Annotated in this window: 19 protein-coding genes; 7 read left to right on the top strand and 12 right to left on the bottom strand. The window is 44.2% G+C overall.

Annotated features, from left to right (window positions below):
• Window positions 1–20: 20 nt before the first annotated feature.
• From F3I09_RS34145 to F3I09_RS21275, 8 genes are all read right to left on the bottom strand, one after another.
• On the bottom strand, window positions 21–206 hold the full coding sequence (locus tag F3I09_RS34145) for a hypothetical protein (protein ID WP_188133904.1): 186 nt from the start codon (window positions 204–206) through the stop codon (window positions 21–23).
• Between the two features lie 102 nt (window positions 207–308).
• Window positions 309–1,055 carry an SDR family oxidoreductase gene (locus tag F3I09_RS21305; protein WP_149697075.1) on the bottom strand — a complete coding sequence of 249 codons (747 nt, stop codon included), beginning with the start codon at window positions 1,053–1,055 and terminating at the stop codon, window positions 309–311.
• Window positions 1,056–1,604: 549 nt separating this feature from the next.
• Entirely contained in the window at window positions 1,605–2,321 is a 717-nt protein-coding gene (locus F3I09_RS21300) for an ester cyclase (protein ID WP_149697074.1), read from the bottom strand.
• Window positions 2,322–2,514: 193 nt separating this feature from the next.
• Window positions 2,515–3,468, bottom strand: coding sequence for an MBL fold metallo-hydrolase (locus F3I09_RS21295; protein WP_149697073.1), 954 nt, complete (start codon window positions 3,466–3,468; stop codon window positions 2,515–2,517).
• 141 nt (window positions 3,469–3,609) lie between these two features.
• The gene (locus tag F3I09_RS21290; protein WP_149697072.1) at window positions 3,610–4,110 is read right to left on the bottom strand and encodes a hypothetical protein; all 501 of its coding nucleotides are present in this window, start codon (window positions 4,108–4,110) and stop codon (window positions 3,610–3,612) included.
• A gap of 49 nt (window positions 4,111–4,159) precedes the next feature.
• Window positions 4,160–4,720 carry a flavin reductase family protein gene (locus F3I09_RS21285; RefSeq protein ID WP_149697071.1) on the bottom strand — a complete coding sequence of 187 codons (561 nt, stop codon included), beginning with the start codon at window positions 4,718–4,720 and terminating at the stop codon, window positions 4,160–4,162.
• 689 nt (window positions 4,721–5,409) lie between these two features.
• Entirely contained in the window at window positions 5,410–6,333 is a 924-nt protein-coding gene (locus F3I09_RS21280) for an AraC family transcriptional regulator (protein ID WP_149697070.1), read from the bottom strand.
• 125 nt (window positions 6,334–6,458) lie between these two features.
• Entirely contained in the window at window positions 6,459–7,478 is a 1,020-nt protein-coding gene (locus F3I09_RS21275; RefSeq protein ID WP_188133903.1) for an alpha/beta hydrolase, read from the bottom strand.
• A gap of 275 nt (window positions 7,479–7,753) precedes the next feature.
• Here F3I09_RS21275 and F3I09_RS21270 point away from each other — a divergent pair, with 275 nt between their 5' ends.
• Entirely contained in the window at window positions 7,754–8,422 is a 669-nt protein-coding gene (locus F3I09_RS21270; protein WP_149697068.1) for a hydrolase, read from the top strand.
• Between the two features lie 92 nt (window positions 8,423–8,514).
• Here F3I09_RS21270 and F3I09_RS21265 read toward each other — a convergent pair whose 3' ends face one another.
• Both F3I09_RS21265 and F3I09_RS21260 read right to left on the bottom strand, forming a co-directional pair.
• Window positions 8,515–9,105 (bottom strand): Crp/Fnr family transcriptional regulator, encoded by a 591-nt coding sequence (locus tag F3I09_RS21265; RefSeq protein ID WP_149697067.1) that lies wholly within the window; start codon window positions 9,103–9,105, stop codon window positions 8,515–8,517.
• A 6-nt stretch (window positions 9,106–9,111) separates the two neighbouring features.
• Entirely contained in the window at window positions 9,112–9,984 is an 873-nt protein-coding gene (locus F3I09_RS21260) for a pirin family protein (RefSeq protein WP_149697066.1), read from the bottom strand.
• A 284-nt stretch (window positions 9,985–10,268) separates the two neighbouring features.
• Here F3I09_RS21260 and F3I09_RS21255 point away from each other — a divergent pair, with 284 nt between their 5' ends.
• The 4 genes from F3I09_RS21255 to F3I09_RS21240 all read left to right on the top strand — a co-directional run bounded on the left by F3I09_RS21255 (window position 10,269) and on the right by F3I09_RS21240 (window position 13,284).
• Window positions 10,269–11,165: a helix-turn-helix domain-containing protein gene (locus tag F3I09_RS21255; RefSeq protein WP_149697065.1), complete on the top strand. Its 897-nt coding sequence runs from the start codon at window positions 10,269–10,271 to the stop codon at window positions 11,163–11,165.
• A gap of 121 nt (window positions 11,166–11,286) precedes the next feature.
• Window positions 11,287–12,078 carry an SDR family NAD(P)-dependent oxidoreductase gene (locus F3I09_RS21250; RefSeq protein ID WP_149697064.1) on the top strand — a complete coding sequence of 264 codons (792 nt, stop codon included), beginning with the start codon at window positions 11,287–11,289 and terminating at the stop codon, window positions 12,076–12,078.
• An 81-nt stretch (window positions 12,079–12,159) separates the two neighbouring features.
• Window positions 12,160–12,822, top strand: a complete 663-nt coding sequence (locus tag F3I09_RS21245; protein WP_223233327.1) for an NADPH-dependent F420 reductase — start codon at window positions 12,160–12,162, stop codon at window positions 12,820–12,822.
• 39 nt (window positions 12,823–12,861) lie between these two features.
• Window positions 12,862–13,284: a DoxX family protein gene (locus F3I09_RS21240; RefSeq protein WP_149697063.1), complete on the top strand. Its 423-nt coding sequence runs from the start codon at window positions 12,862–12,864 to the stop codon at window positions 13,282–13,284.
• Window positions 13,285–13,314: 30 nt separating this feature from the next.
• Here the strand turns inward: F3I09_RS21240 and F3I09_RS21235 are convergent, their stop codons facing one another.
• Both F3I09_RS21235 and F3I09_RS21230 read right to left on the bottom strand, forming a co-directional pair.
• The gene (locus tag F3I09_RS21235) at window positions 13,315–14,265 is read right to left on the bottom strand and encodes an NAD-dependent epimerase/dehydratase family protein (protein ID WP_149697062.1); all 951 of its coding nucleotides are present in this window, start codon (window positions 14,263–14,265) and stop codon (window positions 13,315–13,317) included.
• 236 nt (window positions 14,266–14,501) lie between these two features.
• Entirely contained in the window at window positions 14,502–16,433 is a 1,932-nt protein-coding gene (locus F3I09_RS21230) for a sigma 54-interacting response regulator (protein ID WP_149697061.1), read from the bottom strand.
• 565 nt (window positions 16,434–16,998) lie between these two features.
• Between F3I09_RS21230 and F3I09_RS21225 the strand changes: the two genes are divergently transcribed.
• Window positions 16,999–17,967, top strand: coding sequence for an NAD-dependent epimerase/dehydratase family protein (locus F3I09_RS21225; protein WP_149697060.1), 969 nt, complete (start codon window positions 16,999–17,001; stop codon window positions 17,965–17,967).
• Between the two features lie 118 nt (window positions 17,968–18,085).
• Window positions 18,086–20,329, top strand: a complete 2,244-nt coding sequence (locus F3I09_RS21220; protein ID WP_188133902.1) for a histidine kinase dimerization/phosphoacceptor domain -containing protein — start codon at window positions 18,086–18,088, stop codon at window positions 20,327–20,329.
• Window positions 20,330–20,331: the final 2 nt, after the last annotated feature.

Below are 20,331 nucleotides of genomic sequence, written 5' to 3'. Positions count from 1 at the left end.
CATATTCAGACTTATAAGCCTTATGCGGCAATTAATACCGCAAGTTTTACTGCAAGGGTCTTTGGATAAAGTTTTACCAGGTCATCAACATCTGTTGTTTTTCGTGCGCCAACTGCTACATAATAACCATTTTCAAGGGCCTGAATGGCAATGGCGCGGCCTAAGCCGGTAGAGCAACCGGTTACCAGCCAGGCTTTTGAGTCCATAAAGTTTAGTTTAATTTATAAGTGAAAAAATTTCGGTGTTTATTGCAGTACCTTTTACAGGAAAACATATGATGCTTCAAGTGAAGCATCATATGTTCACTATCACCAACCTTGTTCTGTTGGCAGGATGAAGATTTCTGATACGTTTACGTGGTCAGGCGCCTGAAGTGCATATAAAACGCTGTGTGCAATGTCCTCAGGGGTCAGGAAGGTCATCTGACCCTTCAGGTCTTCCATGTTTTGTCTGTATTTGGGATCAGTGATCTGATCATAGAGCTCTGTTGCTACCGCTCCTGGCTGCAGGGAGGTAACCCTGATCTTGTATTTTGGTGCAAGCTCCATTCGCATAATATCTGAGAATGCAGCTACCGCATGTTTAGTGGCGCAGTATACGCTCAGTCCGGCAAACAATTTTCTGCCCGCTATGGAAGAAAGATTGAAGATATGACCAGCATTCTGTTTCATCAGAATGGGCAATACAGCGGCAGTTACATTCAGTAAACCTTTTACGTTTACATCCACCATCTTGTGCCATTCATCCAGCTTCAGACTTTCAACATCTGACAAAGGCATCAGGCCCGCATTGTTTACAAGAATATCTATAGTGCCATAGGCTTTCACAAGCGCTTCAATACCCTTGCCTACTGACTCCTGGTCTGTAACATCCATCTCTATTACGATGCCTTCGCCGCCCTTGCCTTTGATGTCTTTAAGCAGTCCTTCAAGCTTATCTTTTCTTCTTGCTGCAAGTCCTACTTTTACACCGTTTGCTGCCAGCAATCTTGCTACGCCTTCTCCGATTCCGCTTGATGCACCTGTGATCAGTGCAACTTTTGATTGTGTGTTCATGTTTCTGTTTTTTTAATTAATGTTATCGTTATTTTTATTTAAGTATGTATCGCTTTCCTTGCTGATGTAAAATTACATACACCTTGCAGCCTCCTTGTTATCGTCCTCAAACCGATATTTATATAATTCAAACAACAGCATCTGACATATACTTCAAGATCTTGAAAGAGTGGTTTGTCTGTGTGATCCTGTCCTTCGGATCTGTTCAGTTGCCTGCCCTTTGTTGCCTGTAGTTTTAGTGCATCAGGTATTAACCCGAACAGATAGGAGAGCAGCAGCCCTGTAGCACTACCCTGGAATGTGGTTAACCTGTGTTCATCTGCCGGTCTTTGAGTGCTTCCTCTGGCAAACGATGAAGTTAGCATGAAGGATTCCCCACGTGTCAGCATCGCAAACATGTTAAATGTTTTAGGGTGATGCGATAATGCATAGGTTGGCATGTGCATGAACAGGAGGCCGGCAGGCCGCTCATGACAATACATAGAAAAGCCGGCAGGGATTATTCCATAGCCGGCTTTAAGGATAATATATAGTAGTTGTGCTAAAAAACTAGCTGTTTTTAAGCTGCTGTAACAGCCCGTAGAAGTCAAAATAAGAATCTGCTCTTTCGATACATCCGTTCTTCAGGGTATATACGTCGCAGAAATTGACCTCCATCTTTACACCCGAAGGTTTCAATAAGCCTGCAGGAGAATTGAAGTCGCCCTTGTGTGTGCCTCTGCCAATGCCCTGGGCAATCACTGTGTTGCCAAATGCTTTCAGGCTCTTCACTTCACACGTAGCATCCGGAAAGATGCCGAACCAGCTCACCCATGGGTCGATGATCGCATTTTTGCCGGTTGTTGTGTAATTGAAGGGTACGTCCAGCCATTCACTGAAATCAGCCCCGAGGGCACTTATATACCCGAGATCTTTTTTATTCACCGCATCATACAGACCCTGTATAATAGCGGCATTGTTTTGTGCCGTATTCTCTTCAGTGACATCACTAAGAATTACTGCTGTAAAAGGCGTTTCCAGCCACTTTTCACAGTCTTTCGCAAATTGCTGCAGGTGTGGAGTTGAGCAATGTTGTTGATAAGAAGTTTCGTCTTTCCAGCTTTCCCTTACCCTGAAGTTGAGTGGCGTTTCTTCTATCGTGAATATTTCATAGGCAATAATACCTGGTTCCTGTTCACTTAACCGTTGTAACTGTAGAAGAGAAGATTTTAACGCTGCGGCTGATGCCTGGTCCTTTGCTTTTAATGATACAAACGCTGTTTTCATACATTTATCGTTTAACTATCTGTTGTTACTTAAAATGACTATTTACTGATCAATATCTTCGCATAGCTATTCTGTGAATACAAACCTCTTGTTATATCTTGCACCGCGCATCTTTGCAAGACAAAATTACCTGTTGTATTCGCATATCAGATATATCTACGGTGGAGAGATTTGTACATATCAATCTAATTTTTTACCGGTCGTTTCCTGTCGGACTATAGCTGACCGGATACCAGCGGTATTCCAGATCATTCCGGCGGATACGTCCTATACCGGGAAACCCGATATGAGCAGCAGCTATTAAATATTCTGTTTTTGCTGCTTCCTCCAGCGCACGTCTGCGTTGTGCAATTGCCTGCAGTTTATCCAGGTCGAATTCGACCGCCATCTCCGGATGTACCAACTGTACTGCGGCAATATGTATAAGGTCGCCCCAGAAGACAAGCTGCTTATTCCCGCTACGTAGCATGAATACTGTATGACCTGAGGTATGCCCTGAATAATCGTAGGCAGTAAGATCTGGTAGTATCTCCTCACCGTCTCCAAATCCCACGACCTTTCCCTTACTGATATAAGGCTGTAATGCTTTATATGCAGGCCTGTTGAGTGTAATTCCCCAATGTTCATTTTTATCGGGCGTTGCATGTGATTTCCAGAAGTTGAGATCCTTGCTGTTCACATATATCTTCGCATTCGGGAAAAGTGGCTTTTCTCCTTCGCTAATACCACTGGCATGATCAATATGCAGATGCGTAATAATTATGTCAGTTACCTGCGCCGGTTCATACCCGGCAGCTTTCATGTTCATGAGTAACTTTCCCGAATTGTTGCCGAGCTGCGTTCCGCAACCGGCATCAACCAGTATCAGTCTTTTACCGGAGACTATCAGGTAACAATTAATAGATGTTTCTACCGTGTCAGGTAGAAATGCATGGTGCAACGAACCCGCTACGTCAGCGGAATCTGCATCTTTCAGCAATGAGAACGCCGGAGCAGGAAAGATGCCGTCAGATAACGCAATGATCCTGTGTGTACCAAAGTTGATAGCATAATGCCCCGGTTGCTGAATTAATGACTGCGCAGTAGCCGGAATAATGGCAGATATACATAATATCAGTAATGCGGTTGTGAAAGAGTACTGTTTCATAAAACTTTTTATTGTCTGGAAATATTTGCATTGTGTTACAAAATTACACCGGACCTTGTGCTTGCCGTTTATAGTTATCAAACTGATGCTTACATAGAAAAAACAAATTAGCTTCTACGACGGTCGGTTATGCCCTATAATCTATTCCACGACGTCAGTTTTCATTGCCAGATGGACAAGCTGTGTTATATAGATCCTGATAAGATCATATTTATGAGGGTAGTCGCAATGCTGCTCGGCTATAACCTTAATAAACAACTGAGAGGCAGCACCAAATGCACTTCCACTGAGTATGAGCTCCTTTGTCTCACCCTTTGTAAAAAGATGTAGCTGCTTCAGATTCTCCCTGAATATTTCCGGAAGGAACCTCTCCTCAAACAGGCATAAATAGTAGTACCTGTTAAATTCATATTTCTCCACAGGCTGATATGCCTTTGTGTGCCGGAGGGTGAGCAATCCGTTATGCAATGAACTAACGGAAATGCGGCTCTCTTCCTTACTGCATAATGTGGAAAGCGCTATCTGAAATACCGGCTTGTTTGAAAACTTTATTCTGTCAGGATTATTATTGTTTACTTCATATCCTGCGTAAAACAAAGCAGCGTCATTATTTTCCCTGCGAATACTGTTGGTCCTTTTCATTAACTTATGCATAATTTGGCCTGTCTTATATTATGATTCGTTTATCGCCTCATAGGTTCTCAGGCCTGAACTTTTCAGGAAACCCTACATGCTCTCCTGCAATCATAAATATGCCGTCGCCCGTGTAATGAACTGTCTCCGGATATTGTGGATGATCGGGTATATGTGCTTTCAGGATCTCCAGTATAAAAAAACTGTAATCCGGTAATAACCTTGTATCGCTGACCTTACACTCAAAGTTGCCGTAGCACTCTTTAATAAGCGGAGCATTCACATAATCGCCTTTTACCGGTGTAAGCGAGAATTTCTCAAACTTGTCGACACTATCGCCATGACAGTTGCCAATGCCGATTACTTCCTGCAGTAGTTCTGTAGTCGGAAGATTAATGACACATTCTTTACTCTTTCGGATCATGTCGAAGCTATGGTTATAGCCAACGATGAAACACCCGAGTAACGAGGGCGTAAACTGCATTAGTGTATACCATCCCATAGTCATGATATTATTTTCGCCCTTATAACGGCTGCTGACAAGTACGATTGGACCCGGCTCCAGAAAACGGCGAACGCCGTCAACTGGAAAATCATGTTTATGATAGACTGTTCTCATTGTTATAGTCTTTTTTGGTTAATGTTTTCTGTGATAACCTGTATCCTGGTTTGTTGATGTAAAATTAATAAGCCCGGCAGGAGGCATTATTATGATCATCAAGCTAAAATTTATATAAATCAAACAACCTTTATTTTATCCGGAACTCGTCCGCAATGGAGGTCTGAGATTGTTTGATTTGTATAAACTGTTGTTTGATTGAAACAGGTAGAGATTTCATGATCTATATTAGTTTTACGTCATGGAACACCACGTTGCAATTTACATGATCATTATAGTGGCTGTATTACTGCTAACGATGGCTGCCCGCCGCTTGCAGATAGTATATCCGGCACAGCTGCCGTTTGCAGGGTAGAGGAGTATGGCGGTGTCCGGAGTTATTTGTTCACTGAGAGCATCTGCATTTACCAGCTTTGTCAGCAGATATATCGGGACCGCCGATAGCCGGCCGGGATGGAAAGGCTCGCTTATATTCGGCTGGGCAGGAATGCGTGACGTCGTGTCTTTCGCAGCTGCACTATCAATACCTGTATATAGATTCCAGGGAACGCCCTTTCCCCAGCGTAATCTCGGTGGACATAGAGGAAGAGAGTATCCGGCAACTGGAGATTTAATTAATGCTTAAAGGGAGAGGAAGCAGTCCTGAAGGCGTCTTCCTCTCCCCTTAAGTAGCTGTATATAGTAAAGTGTCAGTTGACCTTCATTTGTGCGCTTGCACGGTATTGAGAGGGAGTCATAGAGGTCAGCCGCCTGAAAAAAGTGTTGAAGTGCGGAGGTTCTTCAAAACCCAGGCAGTAACCAATATCAGAGATATTCCAGTCTGTATGTTTAAGCAATGCCCTGGCCTCAGTAGCCAGCCGCTCCGCGATCAGTAATGACGTTGTCTTTCCCGTCGTCTCCTTGATAGCCCTGTTCAGATGGTTAACATGCACATACAGCTGCTCTGCAAAGGCTTTCGCAGACTTCAGACTAAACCGCTGGTCCTGTGTTTCTATGGGGAACTGCCGTTCCAGTAATTCAGTGAATACTGATGTGATCCTCGCGTTGGCATTCGTTTCCTGATACAACGTATCTGACGCATCCATTTTTAGTGCAAAATGTATCAGCTCCGTAATATAACTTACTAACAGGTCTTGTTTGTATTTATAGTCAGACCGGATTTCATCTACCATCTTTCTGAAGATGCCGCTGGCAAACGCAGTTTGCTGTTCGTCCAGTATATAAGAAGGTTTTCCGCCTATTGCAAACATGGGCAGGTCAGCAAAATTACTTCTCAGCTTTTCCGCAAAAAATGCATCCCTGAATATGCAGAAAAATCCGGTGTTAGTAGCAGATATCGGTTCCCAACGGTAAGGCGTTTTGGGATTAAAGAAGATAAGCGATGTTCCTTTAACGTGTAGCGTCTTATCTGCATAATGAAAGAGATTTTCTCCTGTTATCAGACTGATCTTGTAAAAATCTCTTCTGGCATACTTGATAGACACCTCGCCGTTTGGCGATACCGTGTCCTCAATGACGAACACATTAAAGTCGCCGATCTCCCGCTGGATATTTGCAGGGGTGCCCGAAAATTTGTGTTTGTAAAACTCTTCAAGTGTTTCTAACGTCACCATAACTGAAAATTTTAAAAAGTAACTATTTGCAGTGTTTTCAATCAGGAAGCAATGTAATGACACTTAGCCAAAATTATTAAATTGCCCATGAAAACCAATATAGTATCGTCCATCACAAAGGTACTTTACTCAGTCTTTACTTTATACGCAATATTCAATGCATTTATCCTTTTTGAGAAGAGACTTTTCGTCATAGCTGAGTCAGGTACATGCCAGTCAAAGCCATGTACCGCACCGTGGTAGAAATGTAACTCTGCGCTGATACCTGCCTCCATTAAGCGCAACGCATATGCAATGTCCTCGTCCCGGAACAGGTCAAGTGAGCCAACTGCAATAAATGCCGGCGGAAGCCCGTTCAGGTCTTTTGCAAGGGCTGGAATAGCGTAGTCCGGTAAATGTTCATATACTCTCTCTCCGAGATAGGCATGCCAGCCGAAAAGGTTGTAAGCGCGATCCCATATCCCCAGCGACAGGATTTCGTGGCTCGATTTTGTCTGATTCCTGCAGTCAAGCATAGGGTAGGTGAGTGACTGATGAATGATAGCCGGTCCGCCCAGCCTCAATGACATCATCGCCACTGCCGCCGCTAACCCACCACCCGCGCTGGCGCCGCCTACTGCGATACGCTTCTTGTCTACACCCAGCTGGTCTGCATGTGCATCGATCCACAACAGGCCCTGATAACAATCTTCAAGCGGAATAGGATATGGATACTCTGGCGCCAATCTGTAATCTACTGACACTACCAGTGCTCCGGTGCTCACAGCAATTTCCTTCATCTGTGTTTCTTCCTGTTCAGGAGAGCCTAACATCAATCCTCCTCCGTGCATCCAGTAAAATACCGGCAAAGGCACATGTGTTGCAGCAGGACGGTATATGCGAAGCCTTATATCTGAGCCGTCAGCGGCAGGTATCATGGTGTCTTCTACCTTTAGACGGTCATCAAACAGTGTAGGTGTTGCCGCCATTCGCTCGCCAAGAAGTAATAATGCTTTTCTCCACACCGCCAGGTCAGGAACTTCCGCTTGATTTGTCATGATCTTACCTGAGCTGATGCCCGCTGCAATCTCACTATCCATGTCCAGATTGAATCTCAGGGCCGACAGAATGTCGTCTGCGCCTGATAATACAGTTTTATTAGTCATCATTACCATTAACAGGAATGTTCACGCATTCCTCCGCATCAAATTTATAATGGTTCACAACATGAATGTTGTATAATCACACGACGGATTTGTATATAACAGGCTTTATTGATGAGTATATATATCAATAGTGTATTGGTATGTTGATCATTTCCGTTTCCTTGTAAATAATTGTGCTGGTTTCGACAAGTAGGTAGCTACTTCGTACATTGACTACTGCCGGTATCGGAACTAGTTTTGTGCTACAAATTATTCAACTTAAAACTATTAAAGAAATGTCTACAAACAACCCGAAAGCCGGACTAGGAGCTCTTTTAACGCCAGATAACTGTGCGCTGATACTGATAGATCACCAGCCTTTTCAGTTTGCCGGCCTGCGTAGTCATGATACACAAACCATTATTAATAATGTTGTTGGACTGACCAAAGTGGCCAAGGCTTTTGATGTACCTGTACTCTTCACTACAGTAGTAGAAGAAAGAGGTGGTTACCTGATCAAACAGCTGCAGGATATCTTCCCTGACCAGAAGCCGATTAACAGAACATTTATCAATACATGGGAAGACCAGAACGTGATAGAATGGGTGAAAAAGACCGGTAAGAAGAAAATTGTGATGGCCGCGCTGTGGACCGAGATCTGTCTGGCTATGCCGGCAATACAGGCTGCCGGTGAAGGCTATGAGGTCTATATCGTTACGGATGCTTCCGGAGGCGTTAGTCTTGAAGCGCACGAAATGGCTATCACCAGAATGGTGCAGGCGGGTTGTACGCCGATTACCTGGGGCGTATTCGGTTCGGAACTGCAGCGCGATTGGGCTCGTACAACAACAGTACCTGCCATTGCCCAGAATTTACTGGAACACTGGGGTAATGTGGGAACCTCTTTCGCATGGGAGTTACAGCTGCTGGCTACAGAACCGTCCAAAGAAGTAACAGGCGTATAGTCCTGGATTATCACCCCGGGAAAATCCTGGCAGGAGCATCAACATCATCAGATGGATGTCCCTTGCCAGGATTTTCTGTTATATATAATAAGTCAGGACTTCCCGGACATTACCTGTTTCCTGACCCTGCTGAAGGTCTCTGGCGTAATGCCCAGGAATGATGCCAGCATCGTTTGCGGGAATCGCTGCAGGAATGCAGGATATGAATTCAGTAAATAAATAAATCGTTCTTCGGCAGTATGGCTGAGGGTCACCTGCATTCTTTCCTCAGTTGCAATATAGTTCCGCTGATCAAGTACATGCGCCATTTTCAGAAAGGACGGAGATCGCTCCGTCAGCTGAGCAAGTTGCTCATTTGTTGTGACCAGCAGTTCACAATCCTCTATAGCCTCTATATTATATTTGGATGGTGTAAGCATCATAAAACTCTGTCGGTCGCTCATCCACCATCCTTCAATGCCAAAACGTACAATATGCTCCACACCCTTATCATCTATCCTGTATTGACGTAATGCCCCTTTCAGTATAAAGGACATGTATTTGCAGATGGTACCCTCATGCAGCAGGAATTGCTTCTTCTTCATTAGCTTCAGGCCGAACGCTTGTTTAATAAGTTCAAACTCGTCGTTCGATATTTCTGAGGATGTAATTTCGTTGATATAATTCCTGAGCATTTCGTACATGATAATCTACTTTTTTTTATAAATAATATTGCCATATTTGCCGTCGAAAAAATCACGGTATGCAGTAGCAATTTCGCCATGAGTATTCATCACAAACGGACCGCGGCTGACAATTGGTTCTTCATATGGTGCTCCGCCAAATATAATTACATCAGCAACAGCTATGTCAGGATTTCTGAATTCAATTTCATCGCCGCCTTCCTCAAAAATAGCAATTTTACTTTTTCCGATCACGTCTTCATTTATTAATACTTCTCCTGAAGGTACAAATGCCGCATACTCCATACCCGGCTTTACGGGCAGACGATAGGTTGATTTGGGATTTAGTTTCAGATGATAGATGAACTGTGGCGTAAACGTCCTGATCACAGACGTCGTACATCCGAAATTTCCCAGTAATATCCTGAGCCTGCCACTGTTGTCCGGAAGTTCAACTTCCGGTACGTCCGCAGGCTGCACCGCCATATACTCAGGCGCCTCCTGCTTAACACCAGATGGAAGATTGATCCAGAATTGCAATGAATGGAACTTTCTGTCCGGCGTAGTTGCGTAAGGTAGTTCATCATGAATAATGCCCCGGCCGGCTTTCATCCACTGTATGCCCCCGGCGCCGATCTGGTTGAAGTTGCCCTGACTGTCATAGTGGGAAAGCCCTCCCGCAAATACATAGCTGAATGTGGTTATTCCCCTGTGCGGATGCGCAAATGAACCGTCGGGAATAGTATGAGCGTCTGATTTGACTTCGGTAGGATACAGGTGGTCTAGGAATACAACAGGACCGACGGCCTGAATGTCATTCTCAGGGATGAGACGGTTTACCAGGTATTCGCCAACTGCGGAATTGATCCCTCCATTTATGTGTTTAACAGCTTTTATCATTGTCGTGTTTTTATGTATGCAATTTGCACCGCTTTATCTGCTGCCCGAATAATCTTTATCATGAAAACGGCTTGATCCAGATCAATAATTCAGTCGTTCCTGCAACTTTTCCTCGTTACCGCATTACGGGGAGAAATAACGATATCTCGTTGTGCTAATTCCTGTGGAATTTTTAATCGATTGTTTTACAATGTTTTATTAAACCGGCAGCACATTTGCCGTTACATGGCACAAAAGCATATAGCTCATAAACGTCAGCTCATCACAACAGATATTTAGGTTTTATGAATAATATTAATCCAGCATCGCCATCTATCGGGTCATTCAGGAAATCACCGTTTTCCGTGCATACTATTGAAAGCCTGACTACGGTTGGTCAGTTGTATAAAACGGTGGAACATACACAGCCAGATTTTGAGATAGTCTGGATACTCGATGGTCAGGGATATCATAAAGTAAATGAATGTGAGTACCAGCTCGCTCAAAGTAAAGCATACTGTGTTTTGCCCGGTCAGCGCCACCAGCTTGTCATTATGCCTGGTACCAAAGGTTTCATCATATCCTTTACCGAAGACTTCTTTGTTAACGGTGATGGCGAAGACGATAGCACCAGACAATCCTGTCTCACCCAATTGTTTTTGCAAACGCCGGAATTAACGATCAGTGACACTACCGCTGAAGATATGCGTGATGTTCTCTCTCTTATGCTGAGAGAGATTACTAAGTATTCTTTCCTCAGACCGGACATCATTAATAAGTACCTGAAGATATTTATGGCCTATTTCAGAAACGAACTGGAGAAAGTAGTACAGATGACACCCAGGAAAACGTCCTGTTTCCTGGTTAACCAGTTCTTTACTGTATTGGAAAGCAGCTTCAAAGACCACAGGACTGTTTCCCACTATGCAAAAACGCTGTTTATAACGCCTAATTATCTGAACCACCTGATAAAATCCAGTACGGGGTTCTCTGCACGTTACCATATTCAACAGCGCATACTGCTTGCAGCAAAAGCGGCAATAAGAGACCGCTCGTCTATGAAGGAAATAGCGTTTTATCTCGGTTTCGAAGATATCGCTCACTTCAGCAAGTTCTTTAAGAATGTCTCCGGACTTAACTTCCGCGATTTTAAGAAACAGCTGGAAGATGATTACTTCTCTGTACCCATGCTGGCCTCATGATATAGATCAAGTCATTTTCTTATTGCAGCGCAATGGCGGCGCCTGAAGCGCAAAGTACCTTTGAAGTGTTGTTAGTAATACAACGATGATTACAATTATTAAAGACTGATAAATATATTATATGAACGAGAACAACAATGTCATGAATGACTATAAAGCGGCAGGTAAACTGAAAGGAAAAGTAGCCGTTATAACAGGAGCAGGCGGCGGTATAGGTGCGGCTGCTGCACGGATCTTCGCTGCGGAAGGAGCATCCGTTTTGATCACTGATATACAGGAAAGCAAACTCAGAGAAGTCGCCGCAGACATAAAAGCTGCCGATGGCAACGTCTCCCTGATGGTGCATGACATCGCTGACGAGACCCAGTGGAGAATAGTAGTGAAGACAGCAGTAAACCTCTTCGGAAGAGTGGACATACTTGTTAATAATGCTGGTATCACCGGCAATCTCCTGGCTCCTTTTGAGGAACGTTCTGTGTCAGAGTTTAACAGGGTACTTTCCATTAATCTTACCGGACAATTCATTGGAATGAAATCTGTCATCCCGTATATGTCTTCAGGAAGCGCGATCATAAACGTTTCCTCTATAGCAGGTATTACAGGTAACGCTGGAGGAAATGCCTATACGGCATCCAAAGGAGGAAGCAGGATGTTGTCCAAAGGCGCCGCGATCGATCTGGCCGCTAAAGGAATACGAGTTAATTCATTACACCCCGGCTATGTTGAGACGCCGATGACACATAATATGGAAGGCGCCGACGCATTCCGGAAAATGGCAATCGGTAGCACCCCGCTCGGCAGGGGCGCGTCCCCGGAAGAACTGGCAAAAGGTATTCTTTTCCTTGCCAGTGACGACTCTTCCTTTATGACAGGAGCTGAGCTGATTATGGATGGCGGCTTCACCGCTTTTTAATATAACATCAACACCGGTCTATCACCGGTCCATCATATATGATTGATCTGGATCAAGCCGATTTCTTAAGATATCTCATAGTTGTGCTTTCCCGGTCTAACGAACTTTACACTATCAAATCAAAAAGTAAAACAAACAATCATGAAAAAAACATTTGGCATTATAGGAGCAGGTAATATCGGACAAACAGTAGCCCGTCATCTGGTAAAGGCAGGATACCAGGTAGTTTTAAGTAACAGCCAGGGGCCGGATTCTTTAAAAGATGTAATAGATAGCATAGGTTCCGGAATAGCTGCCGGTAGTGCTGCAGATGCAGCAGCAGCCGATATCGTACTGCTTGCACTTCCCTGGTCACAAATTGCTACATTGACCGCACTTACCGATTGGAAAGGTAAGACCGTCATCGATGCTACAAACCACTTTGTATCGTTTTCGCCCGACTTCAAACTGGCAGATATCGGGGATAAGGCTTCCACTGAGGTTGTGGCGGAATATGTGCCAGGGGCCAACATCGTTAAATCTTTTAATACGCTTTATTTCAAAATTCTCGGACTGGATCCACAGGAAGGAAAGGGTAAACGTGTAATGTTTATTTCCGGTAACGAGACCACTTCAAAAACCGAAGTGGCCGCAGTGATAGTGTCTCTTGGATTCGCCGTAATTGACCTCGGTACACTTGCACATGGTAGTAAATTGCAACAGCCAGGTGGCGCCGTAGCAACCCTTAACCTTGTAAAATACTAATCGACAAAATTTTCACAACACAACCTTAAATACATTAATATGAAATTTGCAACATTTATCGGCAGGATACTTTTTTCACTCATCTTCATTGTTTCCGGCTTGTTACACTTCTCTTCCGCCACAATAGGCTATGCCGCATCACGGGGAGTCCCCCTGGCTCAGCTGGCAGTTCCGCTTTCTGGTGTAATGGCGATCATAGGCGCAGCCAGTATTATATCCGGATATAAAGCCAGATTAGGCGCTTTACTGATCATTGCATTCCTCCTTCCTGTCACATTCGCAATGCATCCCTTCTGGACAGTTACTGATCCGATGATGCAACAGGTTGAGATGTTCATGTTCCTGAAAAATATGTCAATGCTGGGTGGTGCTTTGCTGATAGCTATTCAGGGCGTAGGATCACTGAAACCTTCTGATACAGTCATCGGCAATAAAGTAACACTGGCGGGTTCACCTATATAAATTTTTATTCGCTCATCGTTAAGGGGACCTTCATAGGAAGGGCCCTTTTTCTTGTTTCATATACCATTCTGCTGTTTCCTTGATACTCACATGATAGGGGGTTGGTGAAAAATGGAAAGTTTTTTCAAATTTCTCACTGCTGAAAATAAATGAATTACCTTCCTGGCAACTGATCTCATGCACTGCCTGGATTGATGGATCAAACGGCTGCATGGCTTTCAGCAACCATGAAGGTATAACAAGCGGCTTGTCCGGTGCCTCCATATAGATTGACGCCAGCTGAATGAACTGACGGACCGGAATTGCCGGCTTGGCTGCCGGCATATGCCAGATGTGGCCATTGGCAACTTTGTTGCTGGCAAGTATATACAACGCATTCGCGATATCCGGACAGTAGTTGAACGTTCTCAGGTTATCTGCATCTATCAGCCACCTGGCCCTTTTTCGCTGCCACAGATTATGGAATATCATGCGGTTCGTCTTACAGAATGCCAACAACCCCGGCCCAAAAAAATCCGTCATCCTTGCGATAGTCGCTTTGATAGTGCCCTCTTCCATTTCCCGCTGCAATAATGTGGCCATTCGCGCTGCTGTAACCCCTGCGTCGCTACAGGGCCTATATGGAGTGTCTTCTGCTATTACCCCGCTCACTTTTCCATATAGATGGGCCTGATCAAGATAAACAAGTTTTGCACAGCTCTCTTTGGAGGCATTGATTACATTGCGCATCGCCGTAATCCAGTCAATGGCGCCAAATTCACTATCAAAAGGAAAAATAGCGGACAGATAAATGACTGTAGATCCGGCAACTGCTTTCAATAGCTGTTCATAATGTTGAATATCTGCCGTCCGGTGCTCAATTTCCGCGAACTGTAAGGGTGTGGAACTTACAAGGCGCACATTTTCTTTACGCTGTTTTAATAACATCAGAAGCTCAGACGAAATCATGCCGTCGGCCCCTACAAGGGTATGTAATCCCATGTTGATCTTCTAGTTTTACCCGTTTAATAGGAATATACTGCAGGCTACAACAATAGGACGGCAGTTTTTATCATGGCATTACGGAATGCTTTTATTTGACAGTCCCAAAGTTACTAAGCGGCATAGGTTAGATGTTGTCAATATCAATGAAGAACTTGTTCAAACTATCTTTGGGATATAAAAAATCATGTCTGAACAGGCCTCTTATAAAGAAGAAAGTACGTTCGAAATAGTCGCTACAGTTTTTTGCTGATCCCTAGCTTTTTCATTTTTGACATGAGTGTAGTAGGGGGAATATTTAACATTTCTGCAGCGCCACCGGGACCATAAACTTTGTTCTTACAACGGGTCAGCACAATCTGTATATGTTCCTTCTCGACCTCATCTATGGTTTTGACGTCGTGCTGCTTCCGCAAAGGCTTATCTGTCATGAAACCCGGTTGTAAGAACACATTTTTGATGATCTCCCCATCATTCAGCACAAGCGATCTTTCAATAGTGTTTTCCAGTTCCCTTATATTCCCGGGCCAGTCATACCGCATCAGCGCTTCCATCGCATCCTGTGTTATGCCACAGGCAGAGATATTGTGCCTTTCCGAGTATATCTTCAGAAAATAGTCTGTCAAAAGTGGTATGTCCTCCTTCCTTTTCCTGAGTGGTGGCACCAATATTGGAAACACATTGAGCCTGTAATAGAGGTCCATACGGAAACGACCCTCTGCGACCTCGTTTTCCAGTATTTTATTTGTTGCCGTGATTACTCTTACATCTACCTTAATCGTTTCCCTGCCCCCTATGCGTTCTATTTCCCGTTGCTGCAATACCCGCAAGAGTTTCACCTGCACATCATGTGGCACATCGCCGATTTCGTCAAGGAAGATTGTGCCTCCGTCTGCCTGCTCAAATTTTCCTGTCCGCTTGTCTGTCGCACTGGTAAATGCTCCTTTCTCATGTCCGAACAGTTCAGATTCTATTAATCCTTCCGGGATAGCCGCACAGTTGATGCTGATAAGCGGTTTTTCCCTTCGGGGAGATAATCTGTGTATGTGTTCCGCTATCTTCTCTTTACCGGTACCCGTCTCTCCAAGGATCAGTACAGTCGTATCTACCGCACTGACCTGTTTTACAAAATCCATTACTGCCAGGATAGGCTTACTTCTTCCGATAATATCCCTGAATATATCCCGTAGCTCCGTCTGTCGCGGTCGGTCCGGCGCTGGTTGGGGTGCTGATACATGTGTTTTCGAAAACATTGACAGGAGTGCCACCGTTGCCAATGGGGCCAGCAGTTGTTGCATACGGCTTAGGAAATGCATCGTTTTATTGTCATATCCTTCTGGAGATTTACTATAGAAGTAGATCAGGCATGTGGCATCCTCCGTATTAAGGGGTAGCATCGCATGTGAATGAAATCCGAAAGTGCCGGCAAACAATTTTTTTCTGGGATGTACGGTCATATGCATGCCAAAGTCCATCCCGTTGTAATACACGATCGCACTCTCACTCGCAGATTCCTGTTCCATAACATGCAGGTCAGCTTCTTTTACAGCGCTTATGGTAAGCAGCTCTTTCCTTCCTATCTGCTGATATTCGTTGTACGTGATCCTCAGAAAACTGGTCCATGATGCCGCATGCTTGCCGTCCTGCAGCAGAATGAACTCAATCAGGTCAAAAGATATGAATGGCTGGATGGCTTCAGTGAGTGCAAGTAGTCTCTCTGCTGCTGCAGCCTGGCCCGACTGTATTTTCTTCAGCCGGTCACGTAGCAGCAGCTCCTTCTGCAGATCCGCTTCAATACTGTTCTGGTGCCTGTAACGGGCAATTTCCAGGGCTATCAACACCTCTTTCTCCCTGAACGGTTTTACCATAAAGCCATAAGGTTTGGTGCGTTTGACGGCTTCAATAGTACCACGGTTTGAGTTGGCCGATAAATAAATGAACGGGATGTTTTTTTCGTTCAGGGTGACTGCCAGGTCAATACCTGTTGCTGCTCCTTTGAGAAATATATCCAGTAATACAATATCAGGTGTCTCCCTTTCCAGCAGCTCGGTAGCCTGTGCTACGGAACGTGCAATACCACAGACATGATAGTGCGCTTCCTCCAGCATCATACGCAGGTCCTTGGCAACGAGCAATTCGTCTTCAACGATTAAGATCTTTTCAGGCATACTTATCTTCATTTATCAATTCATGGGCCCATCTCTCTGACCCTGTTCCTGTTTGAATACAAAGGTCAGCTGAACCCGTTTTGGCACTCATAGGTAAAATCGGCTTCCAGTTGTTCGGCCACTGACTGGATCAGTGAAGTGCCTGTTGATGAACTGCTGTTCCAGTCAACGCCAGGCGGCAATCAGAAGAAGCGGAAAAGGTCTGGAACCACAAGTTTTCCCTGTTTGGCGATGGAGCGCAATTGTTAATTACATTGGCTTTGAATTAATTGATTTTGTTTTGCAAACAATGTAATGGAGCGGACGACCTGACTGGTATAAATATATATGCAAATCCACAAAATTTTTTGGCAAAATATGTTATTATATTGATAGTTTAGGTGCGTGATATTTAGGCCCGGCGGGCAACAACGATATTTCGTTATGCTTTCGGTTTATACCACGAAATATCGTGCGCATATGCTGTAAATATGATTTGTAGATATGTAATTACCAGGTCATTATATTTTTGGCATGAAAATGTTTGTGCCTGCGCAGTGGGTAAAAAAACCAGCGAACGATTCCGATGATGATAACATCTGAATACCTTGTATTTGGTGCAACAGAAGGTACTGGATATGCTTTTTCATCATTGTTGATGGACAAGCAGATTCCTTTCACAATATTTGCTGAAGATTTAAATAAGGTACCTGCTGTATTCAAGACAAGTAAATTTATTAATGTCATTGAAGGACGGACTGATGACCCGCCCCTGATGGAGAAAACCCTTAACGATAGACAGTATGTTTTTCTGGGAAATGACTATACGTTGTCCGAATGGAAGGAGCAGGCCATTAATTTATTCAGAAGTATTATTACCGCTGTCACGTCAGGACGGCCTACGCTTATATATCCGGGAACGGTGCTTCAGTTTGCGGGCGGGATGCCTGTCACAGAGCGGGCCGCACCACGCCCCGCTTGTAGAAGGGGAATACTGGAGGTGAAGCTGGAGGATATATTGCTGGAAGCTGTGGTAGAGAAGAAATGCAAGGTGATGATTATGCGCTTTCCGGAATTATATGGCCCGGGTGTAGTTAAGACAGATATCTCGGCGGTCTTTTCAGCAGTGGCAAGGGGAAAAAGGTCATCTTATCCGGTCAACATCGATAGTCCGCGGCAATTCGCCTATTCTGAAGACGCCGCAGAAGTGACTTTTCGCGTACTGAAACAGCATGATAAAGATTTTTTCAGTGTATTTAACTATGCAGGAAATACTTATTCTTCAGTTAGGAGTTTTATTAAACAGATACAGGAACAGGCGGGATTAAAGCAGAACATTAAAGTACACAGTAAACGAAAAATACGGCTGTTGTCGTTTTTCAGTCATACATGGAGAGAAAAAAATGAGAGAAAACATTTCTTTGAACAGTCATTTTTAATAGACGATTCCCGTTCGAGAAAATTAGTCCCCGATTTCGAGCCAACTGCTTCCACAGAAGCAATTGCCAATACGCTTCATTGGTTCAGAAGCAGCGGGAACAGGTTTAATGCGTGAAACGATGAATGTAAACAAGTCTTTTATGCGGTCGCCACTGATGACCATCTGCGCAACTTTATTTATTATAATGAGTTGTAGCCGGTTTTTTTTTGTGTATGCCAAAACCGGTACGCAAATGCCTGCTATCCAGGAGGCCGCAGAGGATAATAGCGACGTCAGACATTTGTTGGTCAGGGCCGCAGAATACTACGATACCGAGTGGAACTACACAAATAAAAGGAAGATCGACAGCGCATTGCCATTGCTAACCGATGCATACCGGATTAGCGTACTGCACCGTAATATTTATGATCAGCAGCAGTCCCTCATAGACCTTGGCAAATACTACTTTCGCTGTGACAATATACCAATGGCTGAAAAATCCTTCAGGGAAGCTATCCGGATAGATAGTGTGGCCGACAGGGAAGATCTGCAGGCGTATGCCTGGTTCCATTTCGCTGACAGATCGCCGGTTATTGATGGAGATGCTGACGCTAAGCTGTTCCGCTATCAGAAAAGCCTTGCGCTATACAGGTTACTTAACGATCTTACCAGACAGGTAGATATCTATCAGCGTATGGCGTCTTGTATGCTGAGCAATGGACAGGCGGCGGCGGCCAAACATGACCTTATCTGGTTGCTGAAGATCCAGATGACATATGGTGATCGCACGCTTTATAAAACATACCACTATCTTGCTACCATTGAAGCCAATGAAGGCAACTATAACATTGCCGTAAATTATGGTCTTACCGCGTTGAAAAATCTGAAACCTGTTGGAGATCTTTTCATCGAAAGCCAGGTGTATGCCAACCTCGGTAAGTGGTACCTCGAACTGGAACAACAGGACAAAAGCCTGTTATATCTGAATACTGCCTTAAGAAGATTCCAGACAATCGGTAACCCGGATATACATCAACGATTCTATGCCTATTATCTCCTGAGGCAGATCGTACAGGGAATGATCAAAGCGGGGCGTTCGAGGGACGCTATCTATTTCATTAAAAAACAGGACGCTCTCATGTATAAGGGTACTGACTATGCCAAACAGTTCACAAATGGAGCGCTGGGAGATTGTTATACCGCTCTTGGAATGTATCCTGTTGCTGAAACTTATTATATGATGGCGCTGAAACAGGCACTTCATAATGGCAGGACATCCAACAGCCATAATGAATACTTTCAGATAGCACGGCTGTATATGAACTGGAACCAGTATGGTAAAGCTAGTCATTATATCAGGATGTTCCTTTCATTAAAAAGTGACGCTGCCGATATTGCCAAACTCAAAGAAGTAAAACTGATGCAGTTCCATATAGATTCTGCCGCCGGGAGGTATGTGGCTGCAATCCGTCATTATCAGGATTACAAACAGCTGAACGATTCCATCTTTTCTGAAAGAAAGAGCAAACAACTGGAAGAATTGCAAATACAATATGGGACGGCCCAGAAAGAGCATAGCATACAGATGCTCACCAATAAGCAAAAACTGCAGCAAAGCGAACTGGCCCAGGCCAATTTTAGCAAACGGCTGTTCATTATCGGCGTTCTCTTTCTGCTGGTAGTTCTTCTACTGCTTTACTATGGATACAGGCAGAAGGCCCTGAAGAACCATCTGTTGCAGAAACAACAGGCGATTATCAGTAAAAAAAATAGTTCCCTGCAGGATCTCGTTAACGAAAAGGAGAAGTTGCTCGCAGAAAAGAATACGCTGCTGGAAGAAAAGGAATGGCTGTTGAAAGAGATACATCACAGGGTAAAAAATAGTTTGCAGATAGTCATCAGCCTGCTCTACTCCCAGTCAAAAAGACTACGTGATCAGGAAGCCATCAACGCCTTCCAGGATAGTCAGCAAAGGATACATTCCATTGCGCTGATGCATCAGAAACTGTACCTGTCAAATAATATGCAGTTTATTAATATGGGCGACTATATTGGGGAACTGGTGAGCCATCTGAGTGACGCTTTCAATACAGCCGGACAAGGAATCACCTTCAGGTTGCAGATCAGCAATGTCATGCTAACATTACAACAGGCAATACCTGTAGGCCTTATCCTGAATGAAGCTATAACCAATTCCATAAAATATGCCTTCGCCGAAACAGAACAAGGCCTGATCAACATACGTTTGACAGCCTGGGATAGTCGTTGCTTGCTGGAGATCATGGATAATGGGAGAGGCCTCCCGAAGAAATTCGATCCCTACAATGCCGAAACACTCGGAATGACACTGATTCGTGGCTTAAGTGATCAGCTGGAGGCCGTCCTGGAAATCTGTAATACGGAAGAAGGCGTATCTATCAGAATAATTTTTTTTCAGGACAAAGACATAAGTGCATTTGAATACAAATATGTTCCGACTGCCTGCGGATATCAATAATA

The sequence above is a fragment of the Chitinophaga sp. CF418 genome, assembly GCF_900142925.1.
In the GTDB taxonomy this organism is placed as follows: Bacteria; Bacteroidota; Bacteroidia; order Chitinophagales; family Chitinophagaceae; genus Chitinophaga.
The sequence above is the reverse complement of the archived record's forward strand: the minus strand, read 5'-3'. Positions and strand labels throughout refer to the sequence as shown.